Annotated in this window: 28 protein-coding genes and 2 pseudogenes; 9 read left to right on the top strand and 21 right to left on the bottom strand. The window is 69.9% G+C overall.

All coding sequences use genetic code 11. The annotated features are described in order from the left end of the window. The 13 genes and pseudogenes from H0U68_RS23430 to H0U68_RS23370 all read right to left on the bottom strand — a co-directional run. Positions 1 to 244 (bottom strand): annotated as a pseudogene (locus H0U68_RS23430) (VOC family protein); the annotation flags it as partial. A 9-nt stretch (positions 245 to 253) separates the two neighbouring features. Next, positions 254 to 817, bottom strand: coding sequence for a cysteine hydrolase family protein (locus H0U68_RS23425; RefSeq protein WP_296359311.1), 564 nt, complete (start codon positions 815 to 817; stop codon positions 254 to 256). Positions 818 to 857: 40 nt separating this feature from the next. Continuing rightward, positions 858 to 1,010: a tryptophan-rich sensory protein gene (locus H0U68_RS23420; RefSeq protein ID WP_296359308.1), complete on the bottom strand. Its 153-nt coding sequence runs from the start codon at positions 1,008 to 1,010 to the stop codon at positions 858 to 860. Positions 1,011 to 1,196: 186 nt separating this feature from the next. Further along, positions 1,197 to 1,715 (bottom strand): N-acetyltransferase, encoded by a 519-nt coding sequence (locus H0U68_RS23415; protein ID WP_296359307.1) that lies wholly within the window; start codon positions 1,713 to 1,715, stop codon positions 1,197 to 1,199. A gap of 45 nt (positions 1,716 to 1,760) precedes the next feature. After that, entirely contained in the window at positions 1,761 to 2,099 is a 339-nt protein-coding gene (locus tag H0U68_RS23410; RefSeq protein WP_296359306.1) for a YiiD C-terminal domain-containing protein, read from the bottom strand. A gap of 15 nt (positions 2,100 to 2,114) precedes the next feature. Continuing rightward, entirely contained in the window at positions 2,115 to 2,930 is an 816-nt protein-coding gene (locus H0U68_RS23405; protein WP_296359309.1) for a DUF817 domain-containing protein, read from the bottom strand. A gap of 28 nt (positions 2,931 to 2,958) precedes the next feature. Next, a complete protein-coding gene (locus H0U68_RS23400) occupies positions 2,959 to 3,225 on the bottom strand; it encodes a DUF1653 domain-containing protein (protein ID WP_296359305.1) in 267 nt (88 codons plus the stop codon). Between the two features lie 11 nt (positions 3,226 to 3,236). Next, a complete protein-coding gene (locus H0U68_RS23395) occupies positions 3,237 to 3,737 on the bottom strand; it encodes a hypothetical protein (protein WP_296359304.1) in 501 nt (166 codons plus the stop codon). Between the two features lies 1 nt (position 3,738). Then, complete coding sequence (locus tag H0U68_RS23390; RefSeq protein WP_296359303.1) at positions 3,739 to 4,086, bottom strand: Mpo1-like protein; 348 nt, start codon at positions 4,084 to 4,086, stop codon at positions 3,739 to 3,741. 37 nt (positions 4,087 to 4,123) lie between these two features. Then, positions 4,124 to 5,041, bottom strand: coding sequence for an EamA family transporter (locus tag H0U68_RS23385; protein ID WP_296359302.1), 918 nt, complete (start codon positions 5,039 to 5,041; stop codon positions 4,124 to 4,126). 88 nt (positions 5,042 to 5,129) lie between these two features. Further along, positions 5,130 to 5,393 (bottom strand): hypothetical protein, encoded by a 264-nt coding sequence (locus tag H0U68_RS23380; protein ID WP_296359301.1) that lies wholly within the window; start codon positions 5,391 to 5,393, stop codon positions 5,130 to 5,132. A gap of 102 nt (positions 5,394 to 5,495) precedes the next feature. Further along, positions 5,496 to 5,888 carry an MAPEG family protein gene (locus H0U68_RS23375; RefSeq protein ID WP_296359300.1) on the bottom strand — a complete coding sequence of 131 codons (393 nt, stop codon included), beginning with the start codon at positions 5,886 to 5,888 and terminating at the stop codon, positions 5,496 to 5,498. Between the two features lie 124 nt (positions 5,889 to 6,012). Continuing rightward, positions 6,013 to 7,890, bottom strand: a complete 1,878-nt coding sequence (locus H0U68_RS23370; RefSeq protein ID WP_296359299.1) for an ABC transporter ATP-binding protein/permease — start codon at positions 7,888 to 7,890, stop codon at positions 6,013 to 6,015. 44 nt (positions 7,891 to 7,934) lie between these two features. On the opposite strand from H0U68_RS23370, the gene H0U68_RS23365 reads away from it, so the two are divergent. Continuing rightward, a complete protein-coding gene (locus H0U68_RS23365) occupies positions 7,935 to 8,366 on the top strand; it encodes an acyl-CoA thioesterase (RefSeq protein WP_296359298.1) in 432 nt (143 codons plus the stop codon). Between the two features lies 1 nt (position 8,367). Beyond that, positions 8,368 to 8,946: a DUF4337 domain-containing protein gene (locus H0U68_RS23360; protein WP_296359297.1), complete on the top strand. Its 579-nt coding sequence runs from the start codon at positions 8,368 to 8,370 to the stop codon at positions 8,944 to 8,946. On the opposite strand, the gene H0U68_RS23355 is transcribed toward H0U68_RS23360, so the two are convergent. Continuing rightward, positions 8,923 to 9,855, bottom strand: a complete 933-nt coding sequence (locus tag H0U68_RS23355) for a LysR family transcriptional regulator (RefSeq protein ID WP_296359296.1) — start codon at positions 9,853 to 9,855, stop codon at positions 8,923 to 8,925. The two genes, H0U68_RS23360 and H0U68_RS23355, sit on opposite strands and share 24 nt — an antisense overlap. A 116-nt stretch (positions 9,856 to 9,971) precedes the next feature. Here H0U68_RS23355 and H0U68_RS23350 point away from each other — a divergent pair, with 116 nt between their 5' ends. Then, entirely contained in the window at positions 9,972 to 10,979 is a 1,008-nt protein-coding gene (locus tag H0U68_RS23350) for an NAD(P)-dependent alcohol dehydrogenase (RefSeq protein WP_296359295.1), read from the top strand. Between the two features lie 32 nt (positions 10,980 to 11,011). Here the strand turns inward: H0U68_RS23350 and H0U68_RS23345 are convergent, their stop codons facing one another. After that, positions 11,012 to 11,266, bottom strand: coding sequence for a hypothetical protein (locus tag H0U68_RS23345; protein ID WP_296359294.1), 255 nt, complete (start codon positions 11,264 to 11,266; stop codon positions 11,012 to 11,014). 41 nt (positions 11,267 to 11,307) lie between these two features. On the opposite strand from H0U68_RS23345, the gene H0U68_RS23340 reads away from it, so the two are divergent. Beyond that, entirely contained in the window at positions 11,308 to 11,754 is a 447-nt protein-coding gene (locus tag H0U68_RS23340; RefSeq protein ID WP_296359293.1) for a helix-turn-helix domain-containing protein, read from the top strand. 82 nt (positions 11,755 to 11,836) lie between these two features. On the opposite strand, the pseudogene H0U68_RS23335 reads toward H0U68_RS23340, so the two are convergent. Continuing rightward, positions 11,837 to 12,400, bottom strand: a pseudogene (locus tag H0U68_RS23335) (HAMP domain-containing sensor histidine kinase); the annotation flags it as partial. A gap of 701 nt (positions 12,401 to 13,101) precedes the next feature. Beyond that, entirely contained in the window at positions 13,102 to 13,758 is a 657-nt protein-coding gene (locus tag H0U68_RS23330; RefSeq protein WP_296359292.1) for a response regulator transcription factor, read from the bottom strand. Positions 13,759 to 13,871: 113 nt separating this feature from the next. Here H0U68_RS23330 and H0U68_RS23325 point away from each other — a divergent pair, with 113 nt between their 5' ends. Next, positions 13,872 to 16,067 (top strand): TonB-dependent receptor, encoded by a 2,196-nt coding sequence (locus tag H0U68_RS23325; RefSeq protein ID WP_296359291.1) that lies wholly within the window; start codon positions 13,872 to 13,874, stop codon positions 16,065 to 16,067. A 19-nt stretch (positions 16,068 to 16,086) separates the two neighbouring features. Here the strand turns inward: H0U68_RS23325 and H0U68_RS23320 are convergent, their stop codons facing one another. After that, entirely contained in the window at positions 16,087 to 17,100 is a 1,014-nt protein-coding gene (locus H0U68_RS23320; RefSeq protein ID WP_296359290.1) for an aldo/keto reductase, read from the bottom strand. Positions 17,101 to 17,254: 154 nt separating this feature from the next. On the opposite strand from H0U68_RS23320, the gene H0U68_RS23315 reads away from it, so the two are divergent. Continuing rightward, positions 17,255 to 18,196 carry an AraC family transcriptional regulator gene (locus H0U68_RS23315; protein WP_296359289.1) on the top strand — a complete coding sequence of 314 codons (942 nt, stop codon included), beginning with the start codon at positions 17,255 to 17,257 and terminating at the stop codon, positions 18,194 to 18,196. A gap of 66 nt (positions 18,197 to 18,262) precedes the next feature. Next, a complete protein-coding gene (locus H0U68_RS23310; protein WP_296359288.1) occupies positions 18,263 to 19,081 on the top strand; it encodes a crotonase/enoyl-CoA hydratase family protein in 819 nt (272 codons plus the stop codon). Here the strand turns inward: H0U68_RS23310 and H0U68_RS23305 are convergent. Then, a complete protein-coding gene (locus H0U68_RS23305) occupies positions 19,068 to 19,910 on the bottom strand; it encodes an NYN domain-containing protein (RefSeq protein ID WP_296359287.1) in 843 nt (280 codons plus the stop codon). The genes H0U68_RS23310 and H0U68_RS23305 overlap by 14 nt on opposite strands. Positions 19,911 to 19,987: 77 nt before the next feature. Between H0U68_RS23305 and H0U68_RS23300 the strand changes: the two genes are divergently transcribed. Further along, positions 19,988 to 21,058 (top strand): AI-2E family transporter, encoded by a 1,071-nt coding sequence (locus H0U68_RS23300; RefSeq protein ID WP_296359286.1) that lies wholly within the window; start codon positions 19,988 to 19,990, stop codon positions 21,056 to 21,058. 135 nt (positions 21,059 to 21,193) lie between these two features. Further along, positions 21,194 to 21,616 (top strand): YXWGXW repeat-containing protein, encoded by a 423-nt coding sequence (locus H0U68_RS23295; RefSeq protein WP_296359285.1) that lies wholly within the window; start codon positions 21,194 to 21,196, stop codon positions 21,614 to 21,616. Positions 21,617 to 21,633: 17 nt separating this feature from the next. On the opposite strand, the gene H0U68_RS23290 is transcribed toward H0U68_RS23295, so the two are convergent. Together H0U68_RS23290 and H0U68_RS23285 are read right to left on the bottom strand one after the other, a co-directional pair. After that, on the bottom strand, positions 21,634 to 22,116 hold the full coding sequence (locus H0U68_RS23290; protein ID WP_296359284.1) for a thioesterase family protein: 483 nt from the start codon (positions 22,114 to 22,116) through the stop codon (positions 21,634 to 21,636). Positions 22,117 to 22,144: 28 nt separating this feature from the next. Continuing rightward, positions 22,145 to 23,158 (bottom strand): hypothetical protein, encoded by a 1,014-nt coding sequence (locus H0U68_RS23285; RefSeq protein WP_296359283.1) that lies wholly within the window; start codon positions 23,156 to 23,158, stop codon positions 22,145 to 22,147. Positions 23,159 to 23,254 lie beyond the last annotated feature (96 nt).

The following is a 23,254-nucleotide window of genomic DNA, read 5'->3' as shown; positions in this document are numbered from 1 at the left end:
CCTGCGGGCTGGGCGCGACGAAGGCCACCATGCTGCCGTTGCCGGCCGTCGCCGCGCGCCGGTCGAGTGGCTGGTAGGCATAGAAGCGCGGCAGCCAGCGGTCGGGATGGACCCAGCACAGGGCCGGCGGCCCGCCGTCGTCCGTGGTGGTGCGCCGGCGCAGCCCCAGGGGCTGCAGCACGGCGTCGTAGAACGCGGCGGCGGCCCGCAGGTCGTTGACACCGACGGTGACGTGGCTGAACAAGGGCTCTCCTCAGGCGGGCGAGGAAGCGGCAGTGGCCGCGAATGCGATGTCGGCGGCGGCGCGCGCAACGATCGGCCGGCCGAAGCTGCCGATCGCGGCCAAGGTCGCGTTGTGGTGCGCGCGGATCTGCCGCGCCGTGGCGTGCGGCTTGTCGTGCGTGGTGTGCGCATCGGCCGCGAGGATGACCCGGTAGCCGAGCGCGGCGGCGCGGCGGGTGGTGGTGTCCACGCAGAACTCGGTGGCGTAGCCGCAGACCACCACCTGCTGCGTGCCCCAGCGTTCCAGCAACGGGCCCAGCTCCGTGCGCAGGAAGGAGTCGGGCGTGGTCTTGCGCACATGGACGTCTGTGCTTTCGACGGCCAGCCGCTGCTCCAGCTGCCAGCCCGGCGACCGGTGCGCGAGGTCGCTGCCCTCTCCTTCCTCATGCTGCACGAACACCACCGGCACCCCGGCGGCGCGGGCGCGCGCCGCAAGCGCGTTGATGCGGTCGACGACCGCATCGGCTTCGTCGGGCCGAGGCGCGGCGTCGAACAAGCCGCGCTGCACGTCGATGACAAGAAGAGCCTGCTTCATGGCGCCGATCGTATGCGATGGCTGCATGCTGGCCTTCATTTCAGCAGCACCGGATTGGCCTGCCACACCGCCCGGTGAGCGCCGATGCGAACGCCACCCAGGCCAGGTACGGCAGCATCAGCACCGCCGCCAGGCGCCGCGCGCGCCAGAACGCGCGCACCGTCAGGACGATCAGCGCCAGCAGCACCAGCACTTCGGCAAACGCCAGCCCGCCGCGGTGCAGACCGGGCCGAACACGCCGGCCGGCGGCGCCCGGGCCGGCTTGACGCCGCCTCCACCGACGCGATGGCGCCGACGCCGCCTGCCACGAAGGCCACGGCCAGCCAGCCGAGCAAACCCAGGATGCCGGCCGGGCGCAGCGCGGAGGCAGGGCCTTGCGTCATGCCGCCAGGCGCCGGTACATCACGTGGGCATCCACGTCGCCCAGGGTGGCGTGGCGGAACGCCTTGGGCAGCGTGCCCACGATGGCGAAACCCATGTGCTGCCACAGGCGCACCGCGCGTTCGTTGGTGGACACCACGAAGTTGAATTGCATCGCGTCGTAGCCCATGGCCGTGGCTTCCGCCATCGAATGGGCGCACATGCGCTGCGCCACGCCCTGCCCGCGCGCCGCGGGCGCCACCACGTAGCCGGCGTTGCACACATGGCTGCCGCGGCCGGGCTGGTTGGGCTTGAGGATGTAGGTGCCGAGCAGCTCACCGGTTTCGGATTCTGCAATGCAGGTCACCTGCGGCTGCCGGGTCCAGAGGTCCAGCGCCTGGGCCTCGGTGGTGCGGTCGTCGAACACGTAGGTGTCGCCGGCCTGGAAGGTGGTCTGCAGCAGCGTCCACAGGCGCGGCCAGTCGGTCTGGCGGAAGCGCCGGATGCGCAGCGTGGTTTCGTCGGCTCTGGATCTCATGCCTGCCAATTCTGGCAGGCCCGGCGCGCGGCCGCCAGGCAAGGGTCAAGGCACGCGCAACGCCACGAACTCGCCCGTGAAGCGGCCGGCCACGGTGCCCGCGGCTTCCAGCATCGAACCCACCGCCACGCGCGCCTTGCCCTTGCGCACCAGCATGCGGGTGAACTGCTGCCAGCGCTCGGGATCCTGCAGCGCGGAACGCGCGGTGAAGGCGCGGTGAAGGCGCGGTGAAGGCGCCCAGGATAGGCTGCTCGTAGTCCATGGCGCGAGCGGCGCGCCGAGCACGACGCTGCCCTGCTCCACGGCGACGACGGAGACAGCCATCGCTTTGGACAGGGGAATGTGTTCGTGCAGGTAGTGTTCGAGGTCGGACGGCATGTGCATGGCTGCAAGCGTGCCTCATGCCGGCACGTGGATGCGCGCCTTGATGTGCTTGAGGTTGGCCACGATGGTGAAGGTCATGATGATCAGCAGCGACCAGGAGCTCCACTTGCCCACGTGCACGGCGGACCAGGCGCCCAGCTGGTTGGGGTACTTCCACACGCCGAAGAAGGTGCTGATGTTCTCCGCCAGCCAGACGAAAAAGCCGATCAGCACGAAGGCCAGCAGCAGCGGCATGCGCCGCTCGCGGTCCAGCGGCCGGAAGAGCACCGTGGCGCGCGCGTACAGGCCGAGCGCGCAGGCGGCGATGTACCAGCGGTAGTCGCCGATGAAGTGGTGGGTGAAGAAGTTGGCGTAGATGGCCAGCGCCAGCAGGCCCGCCATCCAGTACGGCGGATGGTGGACCACGCGCAGCTCGAACAGGCGCCAGGCCTGGATGATGTAGCTGCCGACCGCCGCGTACATGAAGCCGGAGAACAGCGGCACGCCGAACAGCTTCGTATAGGCGAAGTCCGGGTAGGCCCAGGACTTGATGCCGCTGGAGGTCTTGAACACCTCCAGCGCGAAGCCGATCAGGTGAAACAGCGTGATGGCCTTCAGTTCGTCCAGCGTTTCCAGCCGTGCCCACACCATCCACGCCTGGATCGCCAGCGCGATGGCCAGCAGCAGGTCGTAGCGCGGCACGCCCCACAGCCCCGCGCGCGGCACGGCGAACACCGCGGCGAAGAACAGCCCGGCGAACAGGCAGGCCCGCGCCTCCTTGATGCCGAAATACAGGAACTCCAGCACGAAGCGCGGCAGGCCGCCCAGGTGCGGGCGGGCCGGAAGGTTCAGCAGGTGGTCGTCGAGGACACGCACCGGCTCAATCCGCGCGGGGCGCCCTGCCCTCGCTGGCGGCGGCCAGGACGAAGCGCGGCTGCGGCACGCCGTCCACGTCGACGCTGCCGAAGAACAGCGCGTGCGGCCGCACCCACAGGCCCGAGTCGTCGTAGAGCGTGCGGTACACCACCAGCGGCTCCAGCGTTTCGCTGTGGTGCGCCGCGTCGAACACTTCGTACTCGCCGCCCTTGTAATGGCGGTAGCGCCCGGGCGGGGTGGATGGCAAGGGCGGAACGGAGCGGTCGGACATGAAGCTCGCCTTCAATCGCGCAGCCACTTCAGCATGCGCGGGTAATGCACCGGCCCGCACTCGGGCATGAAGTTCGGCGACTCGGCCATCTGCGCGCCGCACAGGCCCTGCAGGCCCGGGTAGATGCCCAGCGCATACATCTGCAGCAGCGCCTTGGATTGGCCCTTGTAGCCGCCTTCGTGCACCAGCACCTCCACCGGCAGGCCGATCGCCGTGGCCGCGGCATAGGCCCAGGCCAGCGCTTCCATCTCGCCCGCGAACGGAATCTCCGCGCCAAGCTGCAGGTCGTCGCCGGCTTGGGGCCGGACCGCCGGCGGCAGCACCGCGATGTGGCCGGCTTCGTGCAGCAAATCGCCGGGCCATTGCAGCCGCGCGGAGTCGAACACCAGCGCGCCGTCCCGGATCGCGATGCCGGGCAGAAATGTGTCTGGCGCGATCGGCTCTTCGCGGATGGCAATGCCCACCTGGGCAAGGAATGCAAGGATGGCGGGCAGGTGCTGCGCGTCGCGCATGTCAGCCGTGGCGCAGCGCGTTCAGCCAGCCGCCGGACAGCAGGTAGCGTGGGAAGGTGATCCACTGCTCGAAGAAGATGCGCGTCACCGCGTTGAACGGACTGCTGAACGGCTCCGGCGGGACTTCTTCGCGCCCGTGGCCGCGGCCCTGCAGGGCGACGGACACCACCATCAGCGCGGCTGCCAGCAGCACGATGACCCACGCCCCGCGCAGCAGGGCGACGACCAGCGCCACGTTGCCGATCCAGAACAGCGGCACCACCACGATGTGCAGCAGCAGGTTGGCGCGCGAGCGGTGGTTGCGCGGATAGGTCTTCCACTGCCAGGCAATCAGTTCCGAGGCGTTCATGCTGTTCCCGTCGGCGGTGTCGATGATGCGTCGCAGTTTATTGCATCGGTTGCGGCCGGCGCGCGGGAATGGCCATGGCCGCGACACCGGCGACCACGCAGACCAGCCCGGCCCACGCGGTCGGCACCAGCGATTCGCCGAGGAACACCATGCCGATGGCGACGCCGATCGGCACGCGCAGGTAGGCCACCGACGTGGTGGCGACCGAACCCAGCGTCTTGATCAGGCGAAAGTAGATGACGAAGGCCGTGGCCGTGGAGAACACCGCGAGCGCCAGCAGTGCCTGCACCGACGCGGCCGACGGACGCAGCGTCCATGGATGGTCCACGAGGAGGCTGGCCGGCAACAGCAGCGCGCTGCCGACCACCATCGACCCGGCGGCGGGAACGGCGGCCGGCAGGCCGTGGAAGGCGCGCCCGTAGAGCGCGGCGCCCGCGTAGCAGACGGTCGCGGCGACGATGGCCAGCTGCGGCACCAGCTGGTGGCCCAGGCCGCCGAACGCGCTGGTGCCGATGATCAGGCAGATGCCCGCCAGCCCGGCCACCACGCCGAACAGCTTGCGCCGCGTGACCTGCTCGTGCCGCGTGACCAGCCAGGTCGCCAGGAAGGCCAGCACCGGCGAGGCGGAGTTCAGGATGGTCGCCAGCCCCGCATCAACCGACTGCTCGGCCCAGGCGATCAGCGTGAACGGCACCACGCTGTTCAGCAGCGCCTGCACGCCGAAGCGGCGCCACATGGCCGGCTCGCGCGGCAGCGCGGTGCGGCGCGCCGCCAGCCACGCCAGCAGGAGACTGCCGGCAATCAGCGTGCGCGCCGCCATGAGGGTGAGCGGCGGAATGGTTGCGACGCCCACGCGGATGAAGGTGTAGGAGGCGCCCCAGAGCGTGGCCAGCGCCAGCAGCAGCGCGAAGTCCAGGGGGGAGCCTGCGGGTTGGGAGGCGCTGGGTTCTTGCATCGCCGGCATTGTGGGGGTGGGCGCCTGCGCATGCTTCGCTGCTGAGCGAAGCATGGCGGCGCGCTCAGCAGGCGCTTGCGCTCGCGGCTCAAGTCCGATCGGCTTGCGCCTTGGCGGCTTCTTCGGTCTTTTTCGCCGCGCGCAGGTTCAGCACGAACAGGCCGACCTGCAGCACGATCAGAGCCCAGGCCTGGGTGTGCCAGCCCCAGGCGATCCACAGCACGTTGCTGGCGATGAAGCACCAGAAGCCGTAGTTGCGCTTGAAGGTCTTCTGCGAGCCGACCAGCCACGCCGCCAGCAGCGTGATCAGCATGGCGGGCCATTGCACCAAATCGAGGAGTTCGCCGGACATCACGAGATCATAGGCAGGGGCGAGCGACGCGGTGTCGGAGCGACGAAAGCCGGCACGTCAGCCTACGCCTTACAGCGAGGCCGGCTAGGCGCCCCGGGGCGCCTAGCGGAACAGCAGTTGCCAAGCGATTGTGGCTTGCGCGAAAAACCCCCCAAAGAATGCAAGCGTCCTAACCCACGGAACAGCGAAGGTGTAGGCCAAGGCATGAATGACGCGGGCCCAAAAATACACGACGCATGCGCCTGCAATGACGGAATTTGAAACGCCCGCCGCGACGGCCGCCAGTACCAGAGCGGCGAAGACGACAAGATTCTCCACTGCGTTGAGGTGCGCCTTGAACAGCCGGTGTGCCCAAGGGGATGGCGGCTTTGGATTCTCCGGATACCCGACGGCATCCAGAAGGCCACGCGTCGCTATGCGGTTCAGGACGTAGGGGATCCACAGGAGGCCAGTGAACACGGTGACATACACAAGATATAAAAGCTCTGTCTTCATCGTCTCGCCCTGGTTGATTGCTGACTGCAAACCGCCCACTCTACACGCGAGCGCGCCCAGTATGGACTGGAGCGGCCTGCTCTAGCGGAAGCCGCACCCCCGGGATGCAGCGAGCCCTGTCCGCTCACGCCACGGCTTCGACCGGCGACTCCACCTCGGTGCTCCGCTGCAGCGCCCACATATCCGCATACCGCCCGCCCTTGGCCAGCAGCTGCTGGTGCGTCCCCCGCTCGATGATCCGCCCCGCGTCCATCACCAGAATCTCATGCGCGTCTACCACGGTGGACAGGCGGTGCGCGATCACCAGCGTGGTCTTGTGCTGCGCCACGCCCCTCAGCTCGGCCTGGATGGCGCGCTCGTTGGCGCTGTCCAGCGCTGAAGTCGCCTCGTCGAAAATCAGAATCGGCGGGTTCTTCAGCAGGGTGCGAGCGATCGCCACGCGCTGCTTCTCGCCGCCCGACAGCTTCAGCCCGCGCTCGCCCGCCATCGTCTGGTAGCCCTTGGGCGTGGATTCGATGAAGCCGTGGATGCGCGCCGCGCGCGCCGCCTCCTCCACCTCGGCACGCGTCGCGCCGGGGCGGCCGTAGGCGATGTTGTATTCCACCGTGTCGTTGAACAGCACCGTGTCCTGCGGCACGATGCCGATGGCCTGGCGCACGCTGGACTGCGTCACCTCGCGCAGGTCCTGCCCGGCGATGCTGATGCGCCCGCCCGGCACGGTCGGCTTGCCGGGAATGCCGACGTCGTAGAAGCGGTACAAGAGGCGCGCCAGCGTGGACTTGCCGGAGCCCGACGGCCCGACCACCGCCACCGTCTTGCCGGCGGGGATCTCGAAGCTCACGTCGTGCAGGATCTGGCGCGCGGCCTCATAGGCGAAGTTGACGTGTTCGAAGCGGACGGTGGCGTCGGCCGAAGTCTGCAAGGCGGGAGCATTCGGCCTGTCGGCGATTTCGCGCTCGCGCTCCATCAGCACGAACATCTTGTCCAGGTCGGTCAGGCTCTGCTTGATTTCGCGGTACAGCACGCCCAAAAAGTTCAGCGGGATGTACAGCTGGATCATGAAGGCGTTGACCATCACCAGGTCGCCCAGCGTCATGCGCCCGTCGACCACGCCCACCGTGGCGCGCCACAGCATGCCCACCAGGCTGATCGCGATGATGAGCTGCTGGCCGGTGTTCAGCATCGACAGCGTGCTCTGGCTCTTCAGCCGCGCACGGCGCAGCTTCTCCAGGCTTTCGTCGTAGCGGCGCGCTTCGAAATCCTCGTTGTTGAAGTACTTGACCGTCTCGTAGTTCAGCAGCGAGTCGATGGCCTTGGTGTGCGCCGCCGAGTCGAACTCGTTGGCCTCGCGCCGAAAGCGCGAGCGCCACTCGGTCACGCTCACGCTGAAGGCGACGTACACCACCAGCGCGGCGCCGGTGATCCAGGCGAACCACACGTCGAACTTCACCGCCAGGATGGTCAGCACCAGCGTCACCTCGATCAGCGTGGGCACGATGCTGTAGAGCGAATACGAGATCAGCGACTCGATGCCGCGCACCCCGCGTTCGATGTCGCGCGTCATGCCGCCGGTCTGGCGTTCCAGGTGGAAGCGCAGGCTCAGCGCGTGCAGGTGGCGAAACGTTTCCAGCGCGATGCTGCGCGCCGTGCCCTGCGTGGCCTTGGCGAACACCAGTTCGCGCAGCTCGGTGAAGAGCGACGTGGACAGCCGCAGCAGCCCGTAGCCCAGCAGCAGCGCGGCCGGCACCACCAGAACCGCCTGCGGGTCGCCCGGCTTGATGGCCATGGCGTCGATCAGCTGCTTGAGCAGCAGCGGCACGCTCACGTTGGCCAGCTTGGCGCCGACCATGAAGCCCAGCGCGGCCAGCACCCGCCACTTGTAGTGCCAGAGGTAGGGGAAGAGCCGCCGCAGCGTGATCCAGTCGGAGCGCGGCGGCACCGGCAGGGCGTTCGCGGCGGAAGGCGGCAAATTGGATGAGCTGAGTTCGCCGGAGCGTCGCATGAGGGAGAATCCGGGTTTGTACTGACTAAAAAGAGATTGTGCCCATGTCCGCCGATTCAAGCCAAACGCAAGGCCATCCGCGGCACGCCCGCGCCGAGCCTCCCTCGGACAAGGAACTGGTGCTCAAGGTGATCCCGATGCCGGCGGACACCAACTCCAACGGCGACATCTTCGGCGGCTGGGTCATGGCCCAGGTCGACCTGGCCGGCGCGGTGATCCCGGCGCGCTACGTGCGCGGGCGCATGGCCACGGTGGCCGTCAACGAATTCATCTTCAAGCAGCCGGTGCGGGTGGGCGACATCCTGAGCTTCTTCGCGTCGGTCAAGCGCGTCGGCCGCACCTCGATCACGGTGGAGGTGGAAGTCTTCGCCGAGCGCTTCGGCGCGCAGGGCCGGTTCGTCAAGGTGACGCAGGCCACCACCACCTACGTCGCCATCGACGACCAGGGCAAGCCGCGCCCGATTCCCCAGGACTGAAATGGACATCGATCCTCTTGCCGGCGCCGAACCCCGCATGTCGCGGCTGAATGCATCGGTCGCCATCTCGGTGGCGCTGCTCAGCACCGTGATGGGCGTGTGCAAGGTCAAGGACGACAACATCGTGCAGGCCATGCAGCAGGCCCAGGCCGACAAGATCGACCACTGGGCCTTCTACCAGGCGCGCAACCTGCGCGAAGAAGTGGCCAAGGCCACGCTGGTGCAGCTGCGGCTGCAGGCCGCCGCGAAGCCCGCGGCCGAGCGCGCCGGCCACGACGCGGCCATCGCCCAGTACGAAACGCTGGCGGCCGACCAGGCCGCCAAGAAGGAAGAATTGCGCAAGCAGGCGCTGGCCGACCAGCAGACCTACGACGCGCTGAATTACCGCGACGACCAGTTCGACCTGGCCGATGCGGCGTTCGCGATCGCCATCGCGGCGCTGGCGGTGGCGTCGCTCACCCAGGCCTGGTGGCTGTTCGCCCTGGCCATGCTGCCGGCGGCGTTCGGCACCTTCATGGGCATCGCCGGCCTGGCGGGCTGGAAGATCCATCCGCAGCTACTGGCCCAGCTCCTGAGCTGATGCCGCGGCCGCGGCCAGGAAGAAGTCGATGAAGGCGCGCATCTTGGCCGGCATGGTTTTCTGCGGCAGCCAGGCGAGGTAGGCCGCCGAGCCGAACGGCGCCTGCGCTGTCCAGCGTTCGAGCAGCGGCGCCAGGCGCTGCTCGCGCAGGTCGGCATCGACGAGGAAGTCCGGCAGCAGGGCCACGCCGCCGCCTTGCAGCGCCGCGTCGCGCAGCAGTTCGCTGCTGTTCACCAGCAGGTTGCCGTCCACCCGCACCGCCGCCTTGGCCGCGCGCGGGCCGGTGAAGCGCCAGGTGGACCCCGCCTCGCCGCCTTCGTAGCGCAGGCAGTTGAACGCCGCCAGGTCCTGCGGCGCCTTGGGCATCGCGACTCCGCGCAGCATGGAAGGCGCGCAGCACACCACGTAGCCGATCTCGTGCAGCTTGCGCGCCACCAGGTGCCCGGCCGGCGCACGCGAGAGGCGGAACGCGAAATCGATGCCCTCTTCGGCCAGGTCCACCGTGCGGTCGACCAGCACCAGCTGCACCGTGATGTCCGGATACGCCGCCAGGAATGCCGGCAGCAGCGGCGCCACGCGGCGCTTGCCGTAGCTCAGGGGCGCCGTCACCTTCAGCAGGCCCTGCGGCGCGGCGCGCAGCTGCGACACGGCGCTCTGGCCTTGCAGGCACAGGTCGATGGCCTGCACCACGCGCGCGTACAGCGCTTCGCCCGCTTCGGTCAGGCTGGCGCCGCGCGTCGTGCGGCGCAGCAGCTGCACGCCCAGCACCGCCTCCAGCCGCGCCACCTGCTTGCTCACCGCCGATTTGGTGAGGCCGAGCGCGCGCGCCGCCGCCGAGAAGTTGCCCGCTTCGGCCACCCGCGCGAACACTGCCATGTGGCCCATGAGTTCCGGCAGCCGATCAGCCATGCGCGCCGCGTTTCCCTGCGGAAACGGCCTGTGCGCCATCGCGCGGATTGCCGGTGGAGGCAAGGCCCCGCACCATCGTTGCTCTCATCCAGCCAGTCTACAAGGAGCACCAACAGATGAAGGCAATCGAGCTGCAGGCGTTCGGCGACGACGGCCTGCGTACGGTGGAACACGCGGTGCCACGGCCCGGTGCGGGCGAGGTGCTGCTGCGCACCGTCGCGGCATCGCTGAACTACCGCGACCTGGAAATCCGCGACGGCCGCTACGCCATGCCGGTGGCTCTGCCGCTGGTGCCCTTGTCCGACGCGGTGGCCGAGGTGGTGGAACTCGGCGCCGGCGTGCAGGACCTGCGGCCCGGCGACCGCGTGTGCCCCACCTTCTTTCCCGACTGGCGCGACGGCGCGTTCGACGCGCGCTATTTCCAGCGGCAGCGCGGCGGCAACGTGGCCGGCGTGCAGCGCGAATACATGGTGCTGCCCGCCGGCGAACTGGTGCGCGCGCCGCACCACCTGGGCGCCGAGGCGGCGACGCTGCCGATCGCGGGGCTCACCGCCTGGTCGGCGCTGACCGAAGCAGGCCTGCGGCCCGGGCAAACGCTGCTGGTGCAGGGCCTCGGCGGCGTGTCGCTGTTCGCGCTGCAGTTCGGGCGCATGTTCGGCGCGCGCACCGTCGTCGTCGCGTCCAGCGCCGAGAAGGCGCAGCGGGCGCGCGAACTGAGCGCGTCCGAGGTGATCGATGCGTCGGCGCATCCGCAGTGGGGCGCGCAGGTGCTGGAGCACACCGATGGCCGCGGCGCCGATTTGGTCGTGGAGGTCGGCGGCCGCGCGAGCTGGAGCCAGTCCATCGCGGCGCTCGCCGTCAACGGCACCATCGCCGTCGTCGGCTACGCCTCGGGCGCCGAACTGGCGTTCGACCTGCGGCAGCTGTTCATCGCCAAGCGCGCGCGGCTGCAGGGCCACACCGTGGGCTCTCGTCGCGCGTTCGAGGACATGGTGCGGGCCATGGAGCAGGCACGCATCGAACCCGTGATCGACAGCCGCTTCGCGCTGGACGACGCGCGGCAGGCCTATGCGCGGCTCGCGTCGGGCGGCACGCTGGGCAAGGTGCTGTTCGAATTTGGTTGAGCCGCCGAAAGCGATGGGCGGCGCCCGCTACATCAGCCGCGTGTCGGCGGGCCGCTCCTGGAAACGGCCGTGCCATGCGGCCGGCCGGGCGGCGTCCACTCGTAGCGGCTCAGCGCGTCTTCCCCCTGCAGCAGCCGGAAGCTGCCCGGTGCGGAGAATGCGAACCACGCGCGCGCCTTGGTGCACAGCGAGCAGTTGTACCGGTTGGTGCCGCGCGCCAGGTCGAGGCCGGCTTCGTAGCGGACCGCGCCGCAGTGGCAGCTGCCTTGGTAGTGCTTGAGGGTCATGGGTTGGATTCCTTCGGTGGCGGATGGCGCCTGGCTACCGCTTGCATTTTGCAAGCAGTCTCGCCGCCGCCCCATCCATACACGACCAGCCCCGTTCCGATTGCCCCATCCACACCGCGCTCGACCTGCTCGGCGACCGCTGGAGCCTGCTGGTCATCCGCGACATGATGTTCGCGGGCAAGCGCCACTTCCGCGAGTTCCTGCAGTCCGAGGAAGGCATTTCCTCCAACATCCTGGCGGACCGCCTGGCCACGCTGGTCGCCAGCGGCATCCTGACCAAGGCGGAAGACCCCACCCACAAGCAGAAGGCGGTCTACAGCCTCACGGACAGGGGCATCGGTTTGCTGCCGGTGCTGACGGCGCTCAGCGCCTGGAGCCAGCAGCAATTTGCGCACACCCGCCGGCCCGAGGCCGTGGCCCTGGTCGAGGGCGGCGCCGCCACGCAGAAGAAAATGGCCGCGGCGCTGCGCAGGCAGCACCTGCCCTGAGCATCAGCGCCCGGCCGCGGAGATGGGCACGGTCACGCGCATCCCCAAGCCACCGCCATCCAGCCCTTCGGCCAGCACCGCCGGGCCGGTCGTGCCCGGCGCCCCGGTGGAAGCGTTCGAACACCTTGTCGCGTTCTTGCGGGTCGATGCCCGGTCCATCGTCCTGCACCGCCAGCGTGAGCGTGTCCGCGTCGTGGTCGATCCGCACGGCCACGCTGCCGCCGTCGCGCCCGTAGCGCACCGCGTTGTCCACCAGGTTGGAGACGATGGATTCCAGCGCCGGTTCGTCCAGCATGCACCACAGCGCATCGGGCGCTTCCAGCGAGAGCTCGATGCCGCGCGCCATCGCCGCGGGCGCCACCTGCGCCATCAGCCGGCGCACCGCTTGCGCCACGTCGACGCGGCGCGGCACGGGCCGGTTGCCTTCGTCCAGCGAAGCCAGCACCAGCAGCTGGCGCGCCAGGTGCGACACGCGCTCGACCGCCTTTTCCAGTTGTGCACGCGCCTCGGTGCGCTGTGCCGCATCGGTGGTGCCGGCCAGCACATCCGCCTGCGCGGTCACCACTGCCAGCGGCGTGCGCAGCTCGTGCGCGGCGTCCTGCACGAAGCCGCGCTCGCGGGCCAGCTTCTGGCGCAGCTGCCACATCAGGTCGTCCAGCGCACGGACCAGCGGCTTCAGTTCGCGATGCCGCGCCTGGAAGTCCACCGGCTGCAGCGAGTCGGGGTCGCGTTGCGCGATCTGCGCGGCCAGCTGCCGCAGCGGCTTCAGGCCGGTGCGTGCCGACAGCCACACCGGCACCAGCACGAAAGGCAGCGCCAGCAGCAGGTAAGGCAGCAGCACGCTGGCGTTGTATTCCAGAATGTCGCGCGTGCTGCGGCGCGGCTCGGCCACGCGCAGCTGCCAGCGCGGCGAATGGCCCTCGTACACGCGGTGGGTGTAGCCGTTCAGTGCCACCTCGCCTAGCTTGCCGGGCGCCATCTCCAGCGCCGGCCATTCGCGCAGCAGCGGCGAACGATAGAGCACCCTTCCCTGCGCATCGCGCAATTCGAACAACATCGTTCCGGGCAGCCGGCCGATCTCGCGCCGGCGGATGTTCACCCATTCCGCCGTGCTGGCGACGGCCGCCGTGGCCTGCGCTGGATCGTCCATGTTGCTCACGGACATCAACACCGCGTCGCCGAAGCGCTTGAGGCCCGGCTCGGCTTCGGCGATCTGCAGCGCCTGCTTGTACTGGTAGCCGAGCAGCACGCCCCACACGACGACGAACGCCACCAGCACGGCCGCCGCCGTGCGCAGCACCAGGCTCGGCTCCATGGCCGCGCGGATGCGGCCCAGCATCGCGCTGCTCATGCGGCCAGCGCGTAGCCGACGCCGCGCACGGTGCGCACCAGCTGCGCGCCGATCTTGCGCCGCAGGTTGGACACGTGCACTTCCAGCGCGCTGAAGTCCAGCGGCTCGCCCAGGGGCTCCAGCCGCTGCGCGAGCTGGCCTTTCGGGATCACCGTGCCCGGATCGCGCGCCAGCTCCATCAGCAGCTGGAATTCGCGCGGCGACAGCTCCAGCGCTTCGCCACCGCGCAGCACGCGGCGGGCACGCGGCTCGATCGACAGCTCGCCGACCGTCCAATGTTCGCTGGCCTGCCGCGCGCTGCGCCGCACCACGGCGCGGATGCGCGCCACCAGTTCGGCGGTGGAAAATGGCTTGATGACGAAGTCGTCGGCGCCGCCATCCAGTCCGCGCAGCCGGTCCTCCACGGCGCAGCGCGCGGTGATGACGATCACCGGCACGGCGCTGTGCTGGCCGCGCCAGCGCGCCAGCAGGTCGAAGCCCTCGCCGTCCGGCAAGGTCAGGTCGAGCAGCACGCAATCCACTGTGGCCGCGTCGGGGCTGTGCGGCGCGTCACCGGCGCGCCGGTGCCACTCGCTGCTCAGGCCTTCGAGCTTCAGCGCCGACTGCAGCGCGCGCCCCAGGTCCAGGTCGTCCTCGATCAGCAGGATGTGCATGCGCGCATTGTGACCACGCCGCTGCGCAAAACCATCGGAAATGCGGCGCGGCAGCCGCGTTCTTTGGCTGGCCTTTGGAAAGGCGCGACAGAATGCGTGCCGAGGAGAAGAGCATGAAGCGCAGCAAGGGAATGTTGTTTGCCGCCGCCGCGGCGGTGCCGTGCGCGGCGGCCTGGGGACAAGGCCTGCCCGATGGCGGCGGCGGCATCGACGCGCCGCAGCTGGACACCGTCACGGTGACGGCGCGGCGCTCGATCGAGCAGCGCTTCTACGCCGCCGGCTCGCTGGTGGTGGTGGACCGCAAGGACATCGAGCAGCTGGGCGCGTTCTCGGTGTCCGACGTTCTGCGGCAGCTGCCCGGCGTGCAGGTCACGACGCAGGGCGACGGCGGCGTGGAGATCCGCATGCGCGGCATGGAACGCGGCGCCACGCAGCTGCTGATTGACGGCCAGCGCACCCGCAGCGGCCGGCGCGCGCAGCTGCCGCTGGACAACCTGCCGGCGGAGCTGATCGAACGCATCGAGGTCGTGCGCGCGCCGACGGCGGAATTCTCCGGTGCCACCGGCGGCACCATCAACATCGTGCTGCGCCAGGCCACGGCCAAGCGCGAGACCGTGCTGCGCCTCACCGACAACCGCGTCTGGGGCCACAACGCCGGCCAGGCCTTCGCCTCGCGCACCGGCCCGCTCGGCGGCCAGCCCGCGCCGGCGGAAGGCGAGCTGCCGGGCACGGCCCAGCCCTGGTCGTACTTCGCGGCCGTGGCCAGCACCGGCCTGCTGCTGGGATCGGACACGCACCGCACGACGGACAGCAGCAGTAGCGGCGCGACCACCAGTGACGCCGCTGGCCGCTCTCGCCGCTCGGAGCTTTCGCTGGTGCCGCGCCTGAACGGCCACCTGGGCCGGTCCGACCAGATCCAGCTGCGCGGCACCTTCAGCCGCGCGCACGTGGCGGGCGGCACTTTGGAGCGCAGCAGCGGCACTGGTATCGGTGGCGCGCCCTGGTTCCTGGAAACGCGCGACGCGCAGGACTACACGCGCCGCTACCTGCAGGGCGCCGCCGAGTGGACGCACCGCTTCGCCGGCAGCAAGCTGGAGACCACGGCCTCGGCCAGCGAGGCGCGCGAGGGCGTGGAGCGCGAGGCCGGCCCGCTGGCGGGCAGCGGCGCCGCGCCCGCTTATGCGCCCTACACCTTTCACGACACGCGGCGCGAAGCGCTGTACTCGCTGGCCACCAAGCTGTCGGGCACCAGCAGCCCGCTGCTGTGGACCGTCGGCGCGCAGGCCGACCGGCGCCGGCTGGACGTGGACACCTTGCGCGAAGGCGCGTCGCCGCTGGACCTGCGGCTGCGCGCGGTGCTGGACCGCTTCGTGCTGTGGGGCCAGAACGAATGGGAAGTCTTGAACGGCGCGACGCTGAGCGCCGGCCTGCGCGGCGAAACGCTGCTGGTGAAGACCGACGAGGCAAGCGGCAGCCGCGAGCGGCGCTTCAACGTGCTGCAGCCTTCGCTGCACCTGCGCAAGCCCCTGTCGGACAGCCTGCAGTACCGCGCCAACGTCGCGCGCATCACGCGCGAGCCGCGCGTGTGGGACCTGGTGGACCGCGCCTTCCCGAGCCAGGGCCGCAACAGCCTGGTCAACCCGGACTTCGCCGGCAACCCCGACCTGCGCCCCGAGATCGCATGGACGCTGGACACCGGCTTCGAACGCCGGCTGGGCACCGACGGCCAGATGGGCGCCAACCTGTTCGTGCGCCGCACGCGCGACACCATCGCGCCCCTGACGCAGCTGGTGGGCGAGCGCTGGACCGAGCAGCGCGTGAACATCGGCGACGCCACCGTCTGGGGCCTGGAGGTCGACGCCAAAAGCGGCCTCGCCTGGCTGGGCCTGGCGCGCGACTGGACCCTGTCGGCCAATGCCAGCCTGCTGCAGTCGCGCATGACCAGCGGCATCAACCGCGGCAGCCGCATTCCCGGCCAGGCGCGCTACACCGCCAACCTCACCATCGCCAAGCCGGTGCCGCGCGGCGGCGGGCTGTTCGGCGGCGGCACGCTGTCGCTGACCGGCCCCGCCGAGTTGCACAGCTCGCCGCAGGTGACCGGCCGCGACCGCGCGCGCACCACGCTCGACGTGTACCTCGGCGGCCTGGTGCGCGGCTGGGGCTACTGGCGTGTTGGTGTGTACAACATCGGCGACGCACCGTTCCGCCGCGAACGCCGCTACGTCGACTCAGCCGGCGGCACGCTGGGCATCGAAAGCCGCATGACCCTCACGCCGCGCGTGTACCTGGCGATCGGCACGCAGTTCTGAGGTCGCTGGCCGGAACCCGTCAGCCGTTCAAGCTGGCCATGCCGACTTCCGGATAGCGCTCGCCCGCGGCGGGAATCGCCGCCAGCGCTTCGTCGATCCTGCGCACCTCGTCCGCGCCGAGCACGAGCGCCGCCGCAGCCGCGTTCTCCTCCAGCCGCGCGATGCTGCGCGTGCCGGGGATCGGCACCAGATGCGCGTCGCGCCCCAGCAGCCAGGCCAGCGCCAGCTGCGCCGGCGTGCAGCCGCGTTCCGTTGCCAGTGTCTTCACCGTGTCGGCCAATGCGAGGTTGTGCGCCAGGTTCTCGCCCGAAAAGCGCGGGTTGTTGCGGCGCCAGTCGCCGGCGGGCAGGTCGTCCAGGCTGCGGATCTGGCCGGTGAGGAAGCCGCGGCCCAGCGGCGCGTAGGCCACGAAGCCAGTGCCCAGCTCGCGGCACAGCGGCAGCATCTCCGCTTCCATGTCGCGCGTCCACAGCGAATATTCGCTTTGCAGCGCGGCAATGGGATGCACCGCCGCGGCGCGGCGCAGCGTGGCGGCCGAAGCTTCGGACAGGCCCAGGTGGCGCACCTTGCCCGCGCGCACCAGGTCGGCCATGGCGCCCACGGTGTCCTCGATCGGCACCTTGCGGTCCACGCGGTGCTGGTAGTACAGGTCGATGTGGTCCACGCCCAGGCGCTGCAGGCTGGCGTCGCAGGCGGCGCGCACATAGCCGGGGCTGCCGTCCACGCGCAGGTGCGTGCCGTCGGGCGCGCGCACGTTGCCGAACTTGGTGGCGATGACGACGTCGCCGCGCCGCGCCTTCAGCACCTGCGACAGCAGGCGTTCGTTGGCGCCCAAGCCGTACATGTCGGCCGTGTCGAGGAAGTTCACGCCGAGGTCCAGCGCGCGGTGCAGCACGCCGACCGACTGCTGGTCGTCGGCCGGACCGTAGAAGTCCGACATGCCCATGCAGCCCAGGCCGATGGCCGAAACCTGCAGGCCGCCGCGGCCCAGCGTGCGGCGCGCGATGGTTGTGGTGTTGGTGGTGTTGCGCATGCGGTGCTCCTTGTGCGTTGCAAAAATCAATGCCGCAAGCGTAGGCGCCGCAAGGCCGCCGTGGTCGTCCGATCCTGGGCATTGATTGCCTGATCCTCCGGCGCCCGGCGGCGCGCCCGCCGCGGCCGGACTGGCCGACCGCACAATGGCGGCCATGACGCAGACTGCCTCCTCCGGTCCCGCCTTCATCACGCCGATGCTGGCCGCGCAGGCCGAACTGGTCGGCCTGGCCGGCGCCTTCGCGCCGCACGACGGCCTGCACGACACCGCCGTGACGCAGCTGCAGCTGATCCGCGCCAGCGCGCCCGCCCAGCCGCTGCCGGCCATGTACGAGCCCGGCCTGGTGTTCGTCGTGCAGGGCCGCAAGCAGGCGGTGCTGGGCGCCGACACGCTGGTCTACGACCCGCTGCACTACCTGCTGGTCAGCGTCACCGTGCTGCCGCAGGGACAGATCCTGGAGGCCAGCGCGCGCAAGCCCTACCTGTGCATCCGGCTCAACCTGGACCCACGCGAACTCGGCAGCCTGCTGCTGCAGGCGCGCCCGCCCGAGACGCAGACCGCCGGTGCGCCGCGCGGCCTGCGCGTGGCGCGCACCTCGGCGCCGCTGGCCGACGCCATGCTGCGGCTGCTGCGCCTGCTGGAGACGCCCGACGACGTTGCCGTGCTGGCGCCGCTGGCGCTGCGCGAGATCTACTGGCGCGTGCTCACCGGCGAGCTGGGCCCGCAGCTGCGCGAGCTGGCCGTGGCCGGCAGCCATGCGCAGCGCATCGCGCGGGCGGTGGACCTGCTCAAGCGCCGCTACGCCGAGCCGGTGCGCATCGAGGAAGTGGCCGAGGCCGTGCACATGAGCCCCTCGACGCTGCACCACCACTTCAAGCAGGCCACCTCGATGTCGCCGCTGCAGTACCAGAAGCACCTGCGGCTGCACCACGCGCGCCGGCTGATGCTCACCACCGGCCTGGATGCCGCGGCGGCCGGCCACGAAGTCGGCTACGAAAGCGCCTCGCAGTTCAGCCGCGAATACAGGCGCCTGTTTGGCGCGCCGCCCAAGGCGGAGATCCGGCAGGTGCGGGGCGCGCTGCGGGCGGTGGGTTGAACGCAGGGGCGCCGAGTCACCTCAGAGTCACCGCCGCGCACGCCGCTGCCGCATCATTTGCGCACCATGGACCTCCAAGCCACCACGCCCGCGCCGCCGCAGGGCTGCATCGACACGCAGGCGGCCGGAAACGTGCTGCTCATCGGCATCAACCGCCCGGCCAAGCGCAACGGCTGGACGCCGGACATGTTCCGGCAGCTGGCCGAGGCCTACACGCGGCTGGACGACGATCCCGGGCTGCGCGTGGGCGTGCTTCACGCCATCGGCGACCACTTCACGGCCGGGCTGGACATGCCCGCGGTGCAGGCGCACCTGGAGCGCGGCGAACGGCTGGTGCCCGAAGGCCTGGTCGAGCCGCACGACATCGGCCTGCCCGGCTATCGGCGCCGCGCCAAGCCGATGGTGGTTGCCGTCAAGGGCATCTGCTTGACCGTCGGCATCGAGCTGATGCTGGGCGCCGATATCGTCGTCGCCGGCGAGGACTGCCGCTTCAGCCAGAAGGAAGTGCAGCGCGGTCTGATGCCTGGCGGCGGCGCCACGCTGCGCATGGCCGAGCGCGCCGGCCTGGGCAACGCCATGCTCTACCTGCTGACCGGCGACGAGTTCGACGCGCCGACCGCGCTGCGCCTGAACTTCGTGCAGAAGCTGGTTCCCAACGCCCGTGTGCTGGACGAAGCGCTGGCCATTGCGCAGCGCATCGCCGCACAGGCGCCGCTGGCGGTGATGGCCACGCGCCAGAACACGCTGAAGGCGGTGGAGGAAGGACCTGCCGCCGCCGTCGCCGATTTCCCCGCCATCCGCGACCGCATCTTCGCCAGCGAAGACTGGGCCGAAGGCGTGCGCTCGTTCGTGGAGAAGCGGCAGGCGCGGTTCACGGGGCGCTGACAACGCGAATCCGCAGCTGCTGGTCGTTGTCGGCCTTGCGCACCTCGACCACGCCCTCCAGCGCCTTCACCATCGCCGAGAAGCTGCCGTGGCCCTGCTCCTTCAGGTCGAAGGTCGGGTCCAGCCGCTTGATCATCGGCCAGACCTCGGCCTTGTTGACCCAGGCGTCGCCTTTCTTTTCGGCGAGCAGCCGCAGCGCACGCCGCAGGATCTCGGCGGACGGATCCGGCGGCGGCTCGGGCGCGAGCGGCGCCGCGCTGATCTCCGGTGCGGACGGCTGCCGCGGCGGCTCGGGCAGGCTCTCGACCAGGTTCTCGTAGTAGCGGAATTCGTGGCAGCTCTTGGCCCAGTGCCGGTTGGTTGCCTTGCGCGTGCCGATGCCCACCAGCGTGCGGCCGGCCGCCTTGATCTTCTGCGACACGGGCATGAAGTCGCTGTCGCCGCCGACGATCAGGACGGTGCCGATGTGGGCGAAGCGCGCGATGTCCTCGGTGGCGTCCAGGCACAGCTTGATGTCCGCTCCGTTCTTCGCGCCGCCGCCCGGCGGGAACAGCTGGATCAGCTCCACCGCGTTCTGCAGCAGCTGGTCGCGGTAGCGGCTGAAGTACTGCCAGTTGCAATACGCGCGGTTGATGGCGATGGGCCCGAACGACGACGCGAGTTCGACCACGGCCTGCACGTCCACCAGCGGCTCCTGCGGCTTGAAGCGGAAGTCCTGCCGTGCGTACGCGCCCGGCTCCTTCTCGTCGCACAGGCCCGCGTGGATGTTCTCGAAGTCCCAGTACAGGGCGACCGAGCGCCCGCTGTCCGTGCTGTCCTGTTTGAGCATTCGCCGATTACAACCCACGCGCCGGCACGGCACAACCGCGGCCACGGCCGCGCGGTTTGTTGTTACCCTTGCGGCCGATGACCACACCCAACCCGCTGAAAGACCCCGAGCTGGAGTTCAAGTCGCTGCTGGTGCTGGTGCTCGGCGCGACCCTGCTGTTCGCGCTGATCATCTGGCCGTTCTTCGGTGCGGTGTGCTGGGCGGTGTTCATCGCCATCGTGTTCTGGCCGCTCAACCAGCGCTTCCTGCGCGGCGCCCGCGGCCGCCGCTCCACCGCCGCGCTGGCCTCGCTCATCGTCATCCTGGTGATCGTGATCCTGCCCACCGCGCTGATCGCCGGCTCCATCGCCGACGAGGCGACGCTGGTGGTCGGCAAGCTGCGCTCGGGCGAGATCCAGATCGGCAGCTATTTCCAGAAAGCCGTGGAGGTGCTGCCCGGCTGGGCGCGCTCGGCGCTGGACCGCGTGGGCATCGGCGACTTCGGCACCCTGCAGCGCAAGATCATCGACAGCGCGGGCGCCAGCGGCCAGTTGCTGACCGCGCGCGCCTTCAGCATCGGGCAGAACACGCTGGACTTCACGGTGAGCTTCTTCGTCATGCTCTACGTGCTGTTCTTCCTGCTGCGCGACGGCAAGAGCCTCACGCAGGGGATCGCGCGCGCCATCCCGCTGCGCGAAGACCACACGCACCGGCTGCTGGGCCAGTTCGCCACCGTGGTGCGCGCCACCGTCAAGGGCAACATCCTGGTGGCGCTGGTGCAGGGCGCTTTGGGCGGCATGGCCTTCCTGGTGCTCGGCGTCTCGGGCGCGCTGCTGTGGGGCGCGGTGATGGCGCTGTTCTCGCTGCTGCCGGCGGTGGGCGCCGTCATCGTGTGGGGGCCGGTCGCCCTCTATTTCTTCTTCACCGGCGCCATCGTCAAGGCGATCGGCCTGACCCTGTGGGGCGCCGTGGTGATCGGCCTGGTGGACAACATCCTGCGCCCGGTGCTGGTGGGCAAGGACACGCGCATGCCCGACTACCTGATCCTGGTCGCCACGCTGGGCGGCATCGCGGTGTTCGGGCTCAACGGCTTCGTGATCGGCCCGGTGATCGCGGCGGTGTTCCTGGTCAGCTGGGACATGCTGGCAAGCGCACGCCAGGAGCGATAACTTGGCCTGATCAGCGCAAGAGGCTGTGCGCATCTGTCCGCGCTGTCCTACATCGGCGTGGTCCGCTGTTGATGAACTATGGTGTCTCTCACAAGAGCACGATCCCCGTGCCCGTCCACATCCGGAGACAGCAACATGTTCAAGCAGATCCTTGTCGCGAGCTTCATGGCATCGGCGTTCGCCGCTGTGCCGACAGTCTCTTTCGGCCGCACGATCGTCATCGAGCAACCTCCACCGCCCGCGCGCGAAGAGCGCATGCCGGCGGCACGGCGCGGCTACGAATGGGCTCCCGGCAACTGGGCGTGGCGCAACAATCGGCACGTTTGGGTGGCCGGCCACTGGGTTCGCGAGCGCCGTGGCTCGCACTGGGTTCCCGACAGCTGGGTCGAGCGCAATGGACGCTGGGAAATGGTGGCGGGCCACTGGCAGCGCGGCGAGCGCCGGGGCATGGGCCGCGGTATGGGTCGCGGTATGGGTCGCGGTATGGGTCGCGACCGCGATGGCGACGGTGTGCCGAACCGCCAGGACGCCCGGCCCAACAACCCGAACAAGAACTAATCGGAGTCGGGGCGTGCTCAGGAAATGATGTACGCGCCCGACCCGACGGCGAACAGCTTTCCTTCAGCGCCCGTGAACTCCATGCGCGTGGACGCCACTCGCGAGCCCAGGCGCAGTACCTCGGCGTGGATCTCGAAGCGTTCGCCCACGCCGGGGCGCAGGTAGTCCACCCGCAGGTCGATGGTGCCCAGCTTCATGAAGCGGTAAAGCCGCTGCTCGGGCGGCTCGTCCATGTGGCGCGCGCCGATGGCGGCCATCACGGCCAGGCCGCCCATGGCGTCCAGGCAGGCGCTGATCACGCCGCCGTGGATGCGCTGATGCGCGTAATGGCCGATCAGTTCGTGCTTCATCTCGACGGCGCCGCGCACGCGCTCGGGTTTCAGGCTGGTGATCTTCAGGCCCAGCACCTGGTTGAAGACGATCTTCTCCTCGAACATCTGCTTCAGGCCAGCGACGAACTCGGGCTCGAATTCGGCCGCGGCCGGTGGGGTCTTGCTCATGGGCAGCGATTGTGCCGCAGCACTCCCGCTACACCAGATCTTCCTCGCGCAGCACGCCCATCAGCCAGGCGTAGTAGATCGGCGCGGCCGCCACGCCGCGCAGGCCGAACACGGTTTCCATCAGCAGCATGACCGCCAGCAATTCGTAGGTGCGCGCATTGATGCTGTTGCCCACCAGCCGCGCGTTGAGGAAGTACTCCAGCTTGTGGATGACCAGCAGGTAGGCCAGCGACAGCAGGGCCAGGGTCGGCGACACCGCCAGCGACGCCAGCACGATCGCGCTGTTGGACGCCAGGTTGCCCAGCACCGGGATCAGCCCGCACACGAAGGTGAGCAGCACCAGGCCGCGCGCCAGCGGAATCGGCCCTTCCACCATCGGCGCGAGCACCAGCAGGTAGATGGCGGTGAACACCGTGTTGATGGCCGCGATGCGCAGCTGCGCGCCCATGACGCCGGTGAATGCCTGCACCAGCCGCACCAGCGCGCCGCGCCAGGCCTGCAGGAACACGGTGTCGGCCTTCACCGGCTTTTCCATCTGCATGGCGGCCAGCAGACCGATGACGCCGCCCACCAGCAGGTGCACCGCGGCACGCACGGTGTCCATGCCCCAGCCGCGCAGCTGCGTGCCGTGCGCGCGCAGCCAGCCGACGATGCTGGCCCGCAGGGTCTCGATCGAGTCCGGCAGGTGCGCCGCCACGCCCGGCGGCAGCACCGCGCGCAACCGCTCCAGGCTGTCGGCCATGAGCTCGGTCAGGCGCGCCAGTGCGGTGCTGGGCGCACCGATGTGCAGCGTCTCGAAGGCCTTGATGGTGAGTGCCAGCAGCACGGCGGCCACCACCCAGAACAGCAGGTTGGCGACCAGGTGGCGCCAGCGCGGCGCCACCCGGGGCGCCGCGCGCGCGTACAGCCAGCAATACAGGGCATAGGCCCCCAGGCCGGACAGCAGCGCCAGCAGCAGCTGGAGCTTGAGCACCGCCAGCAGGCCGACGCCGAGCAGGATGCGCGCGGCGTGCGCCGGCAGCGTGCGCTGGGGATCGGTCATGGCGTGGCACCTCGGTGGGGGCGTGCGGGGACGCACTGTGCAAGATAGGGCGCGGTGCGGCTCGCCGGCACCGCCGCCACCTCGCGCGGCGTGCCG

Source organism: Ramlibacter sp. (assembly GCF_013697775.1).
Lineage (GTDB): Bacteria > Pseudomonadota > Gammaproteobacteria > Burkholderiales > Burkholderiaceae_C > Ramlibacter.
This window is presented reverse-complemented; position numbering and strand designations above follow the sequence as displayed.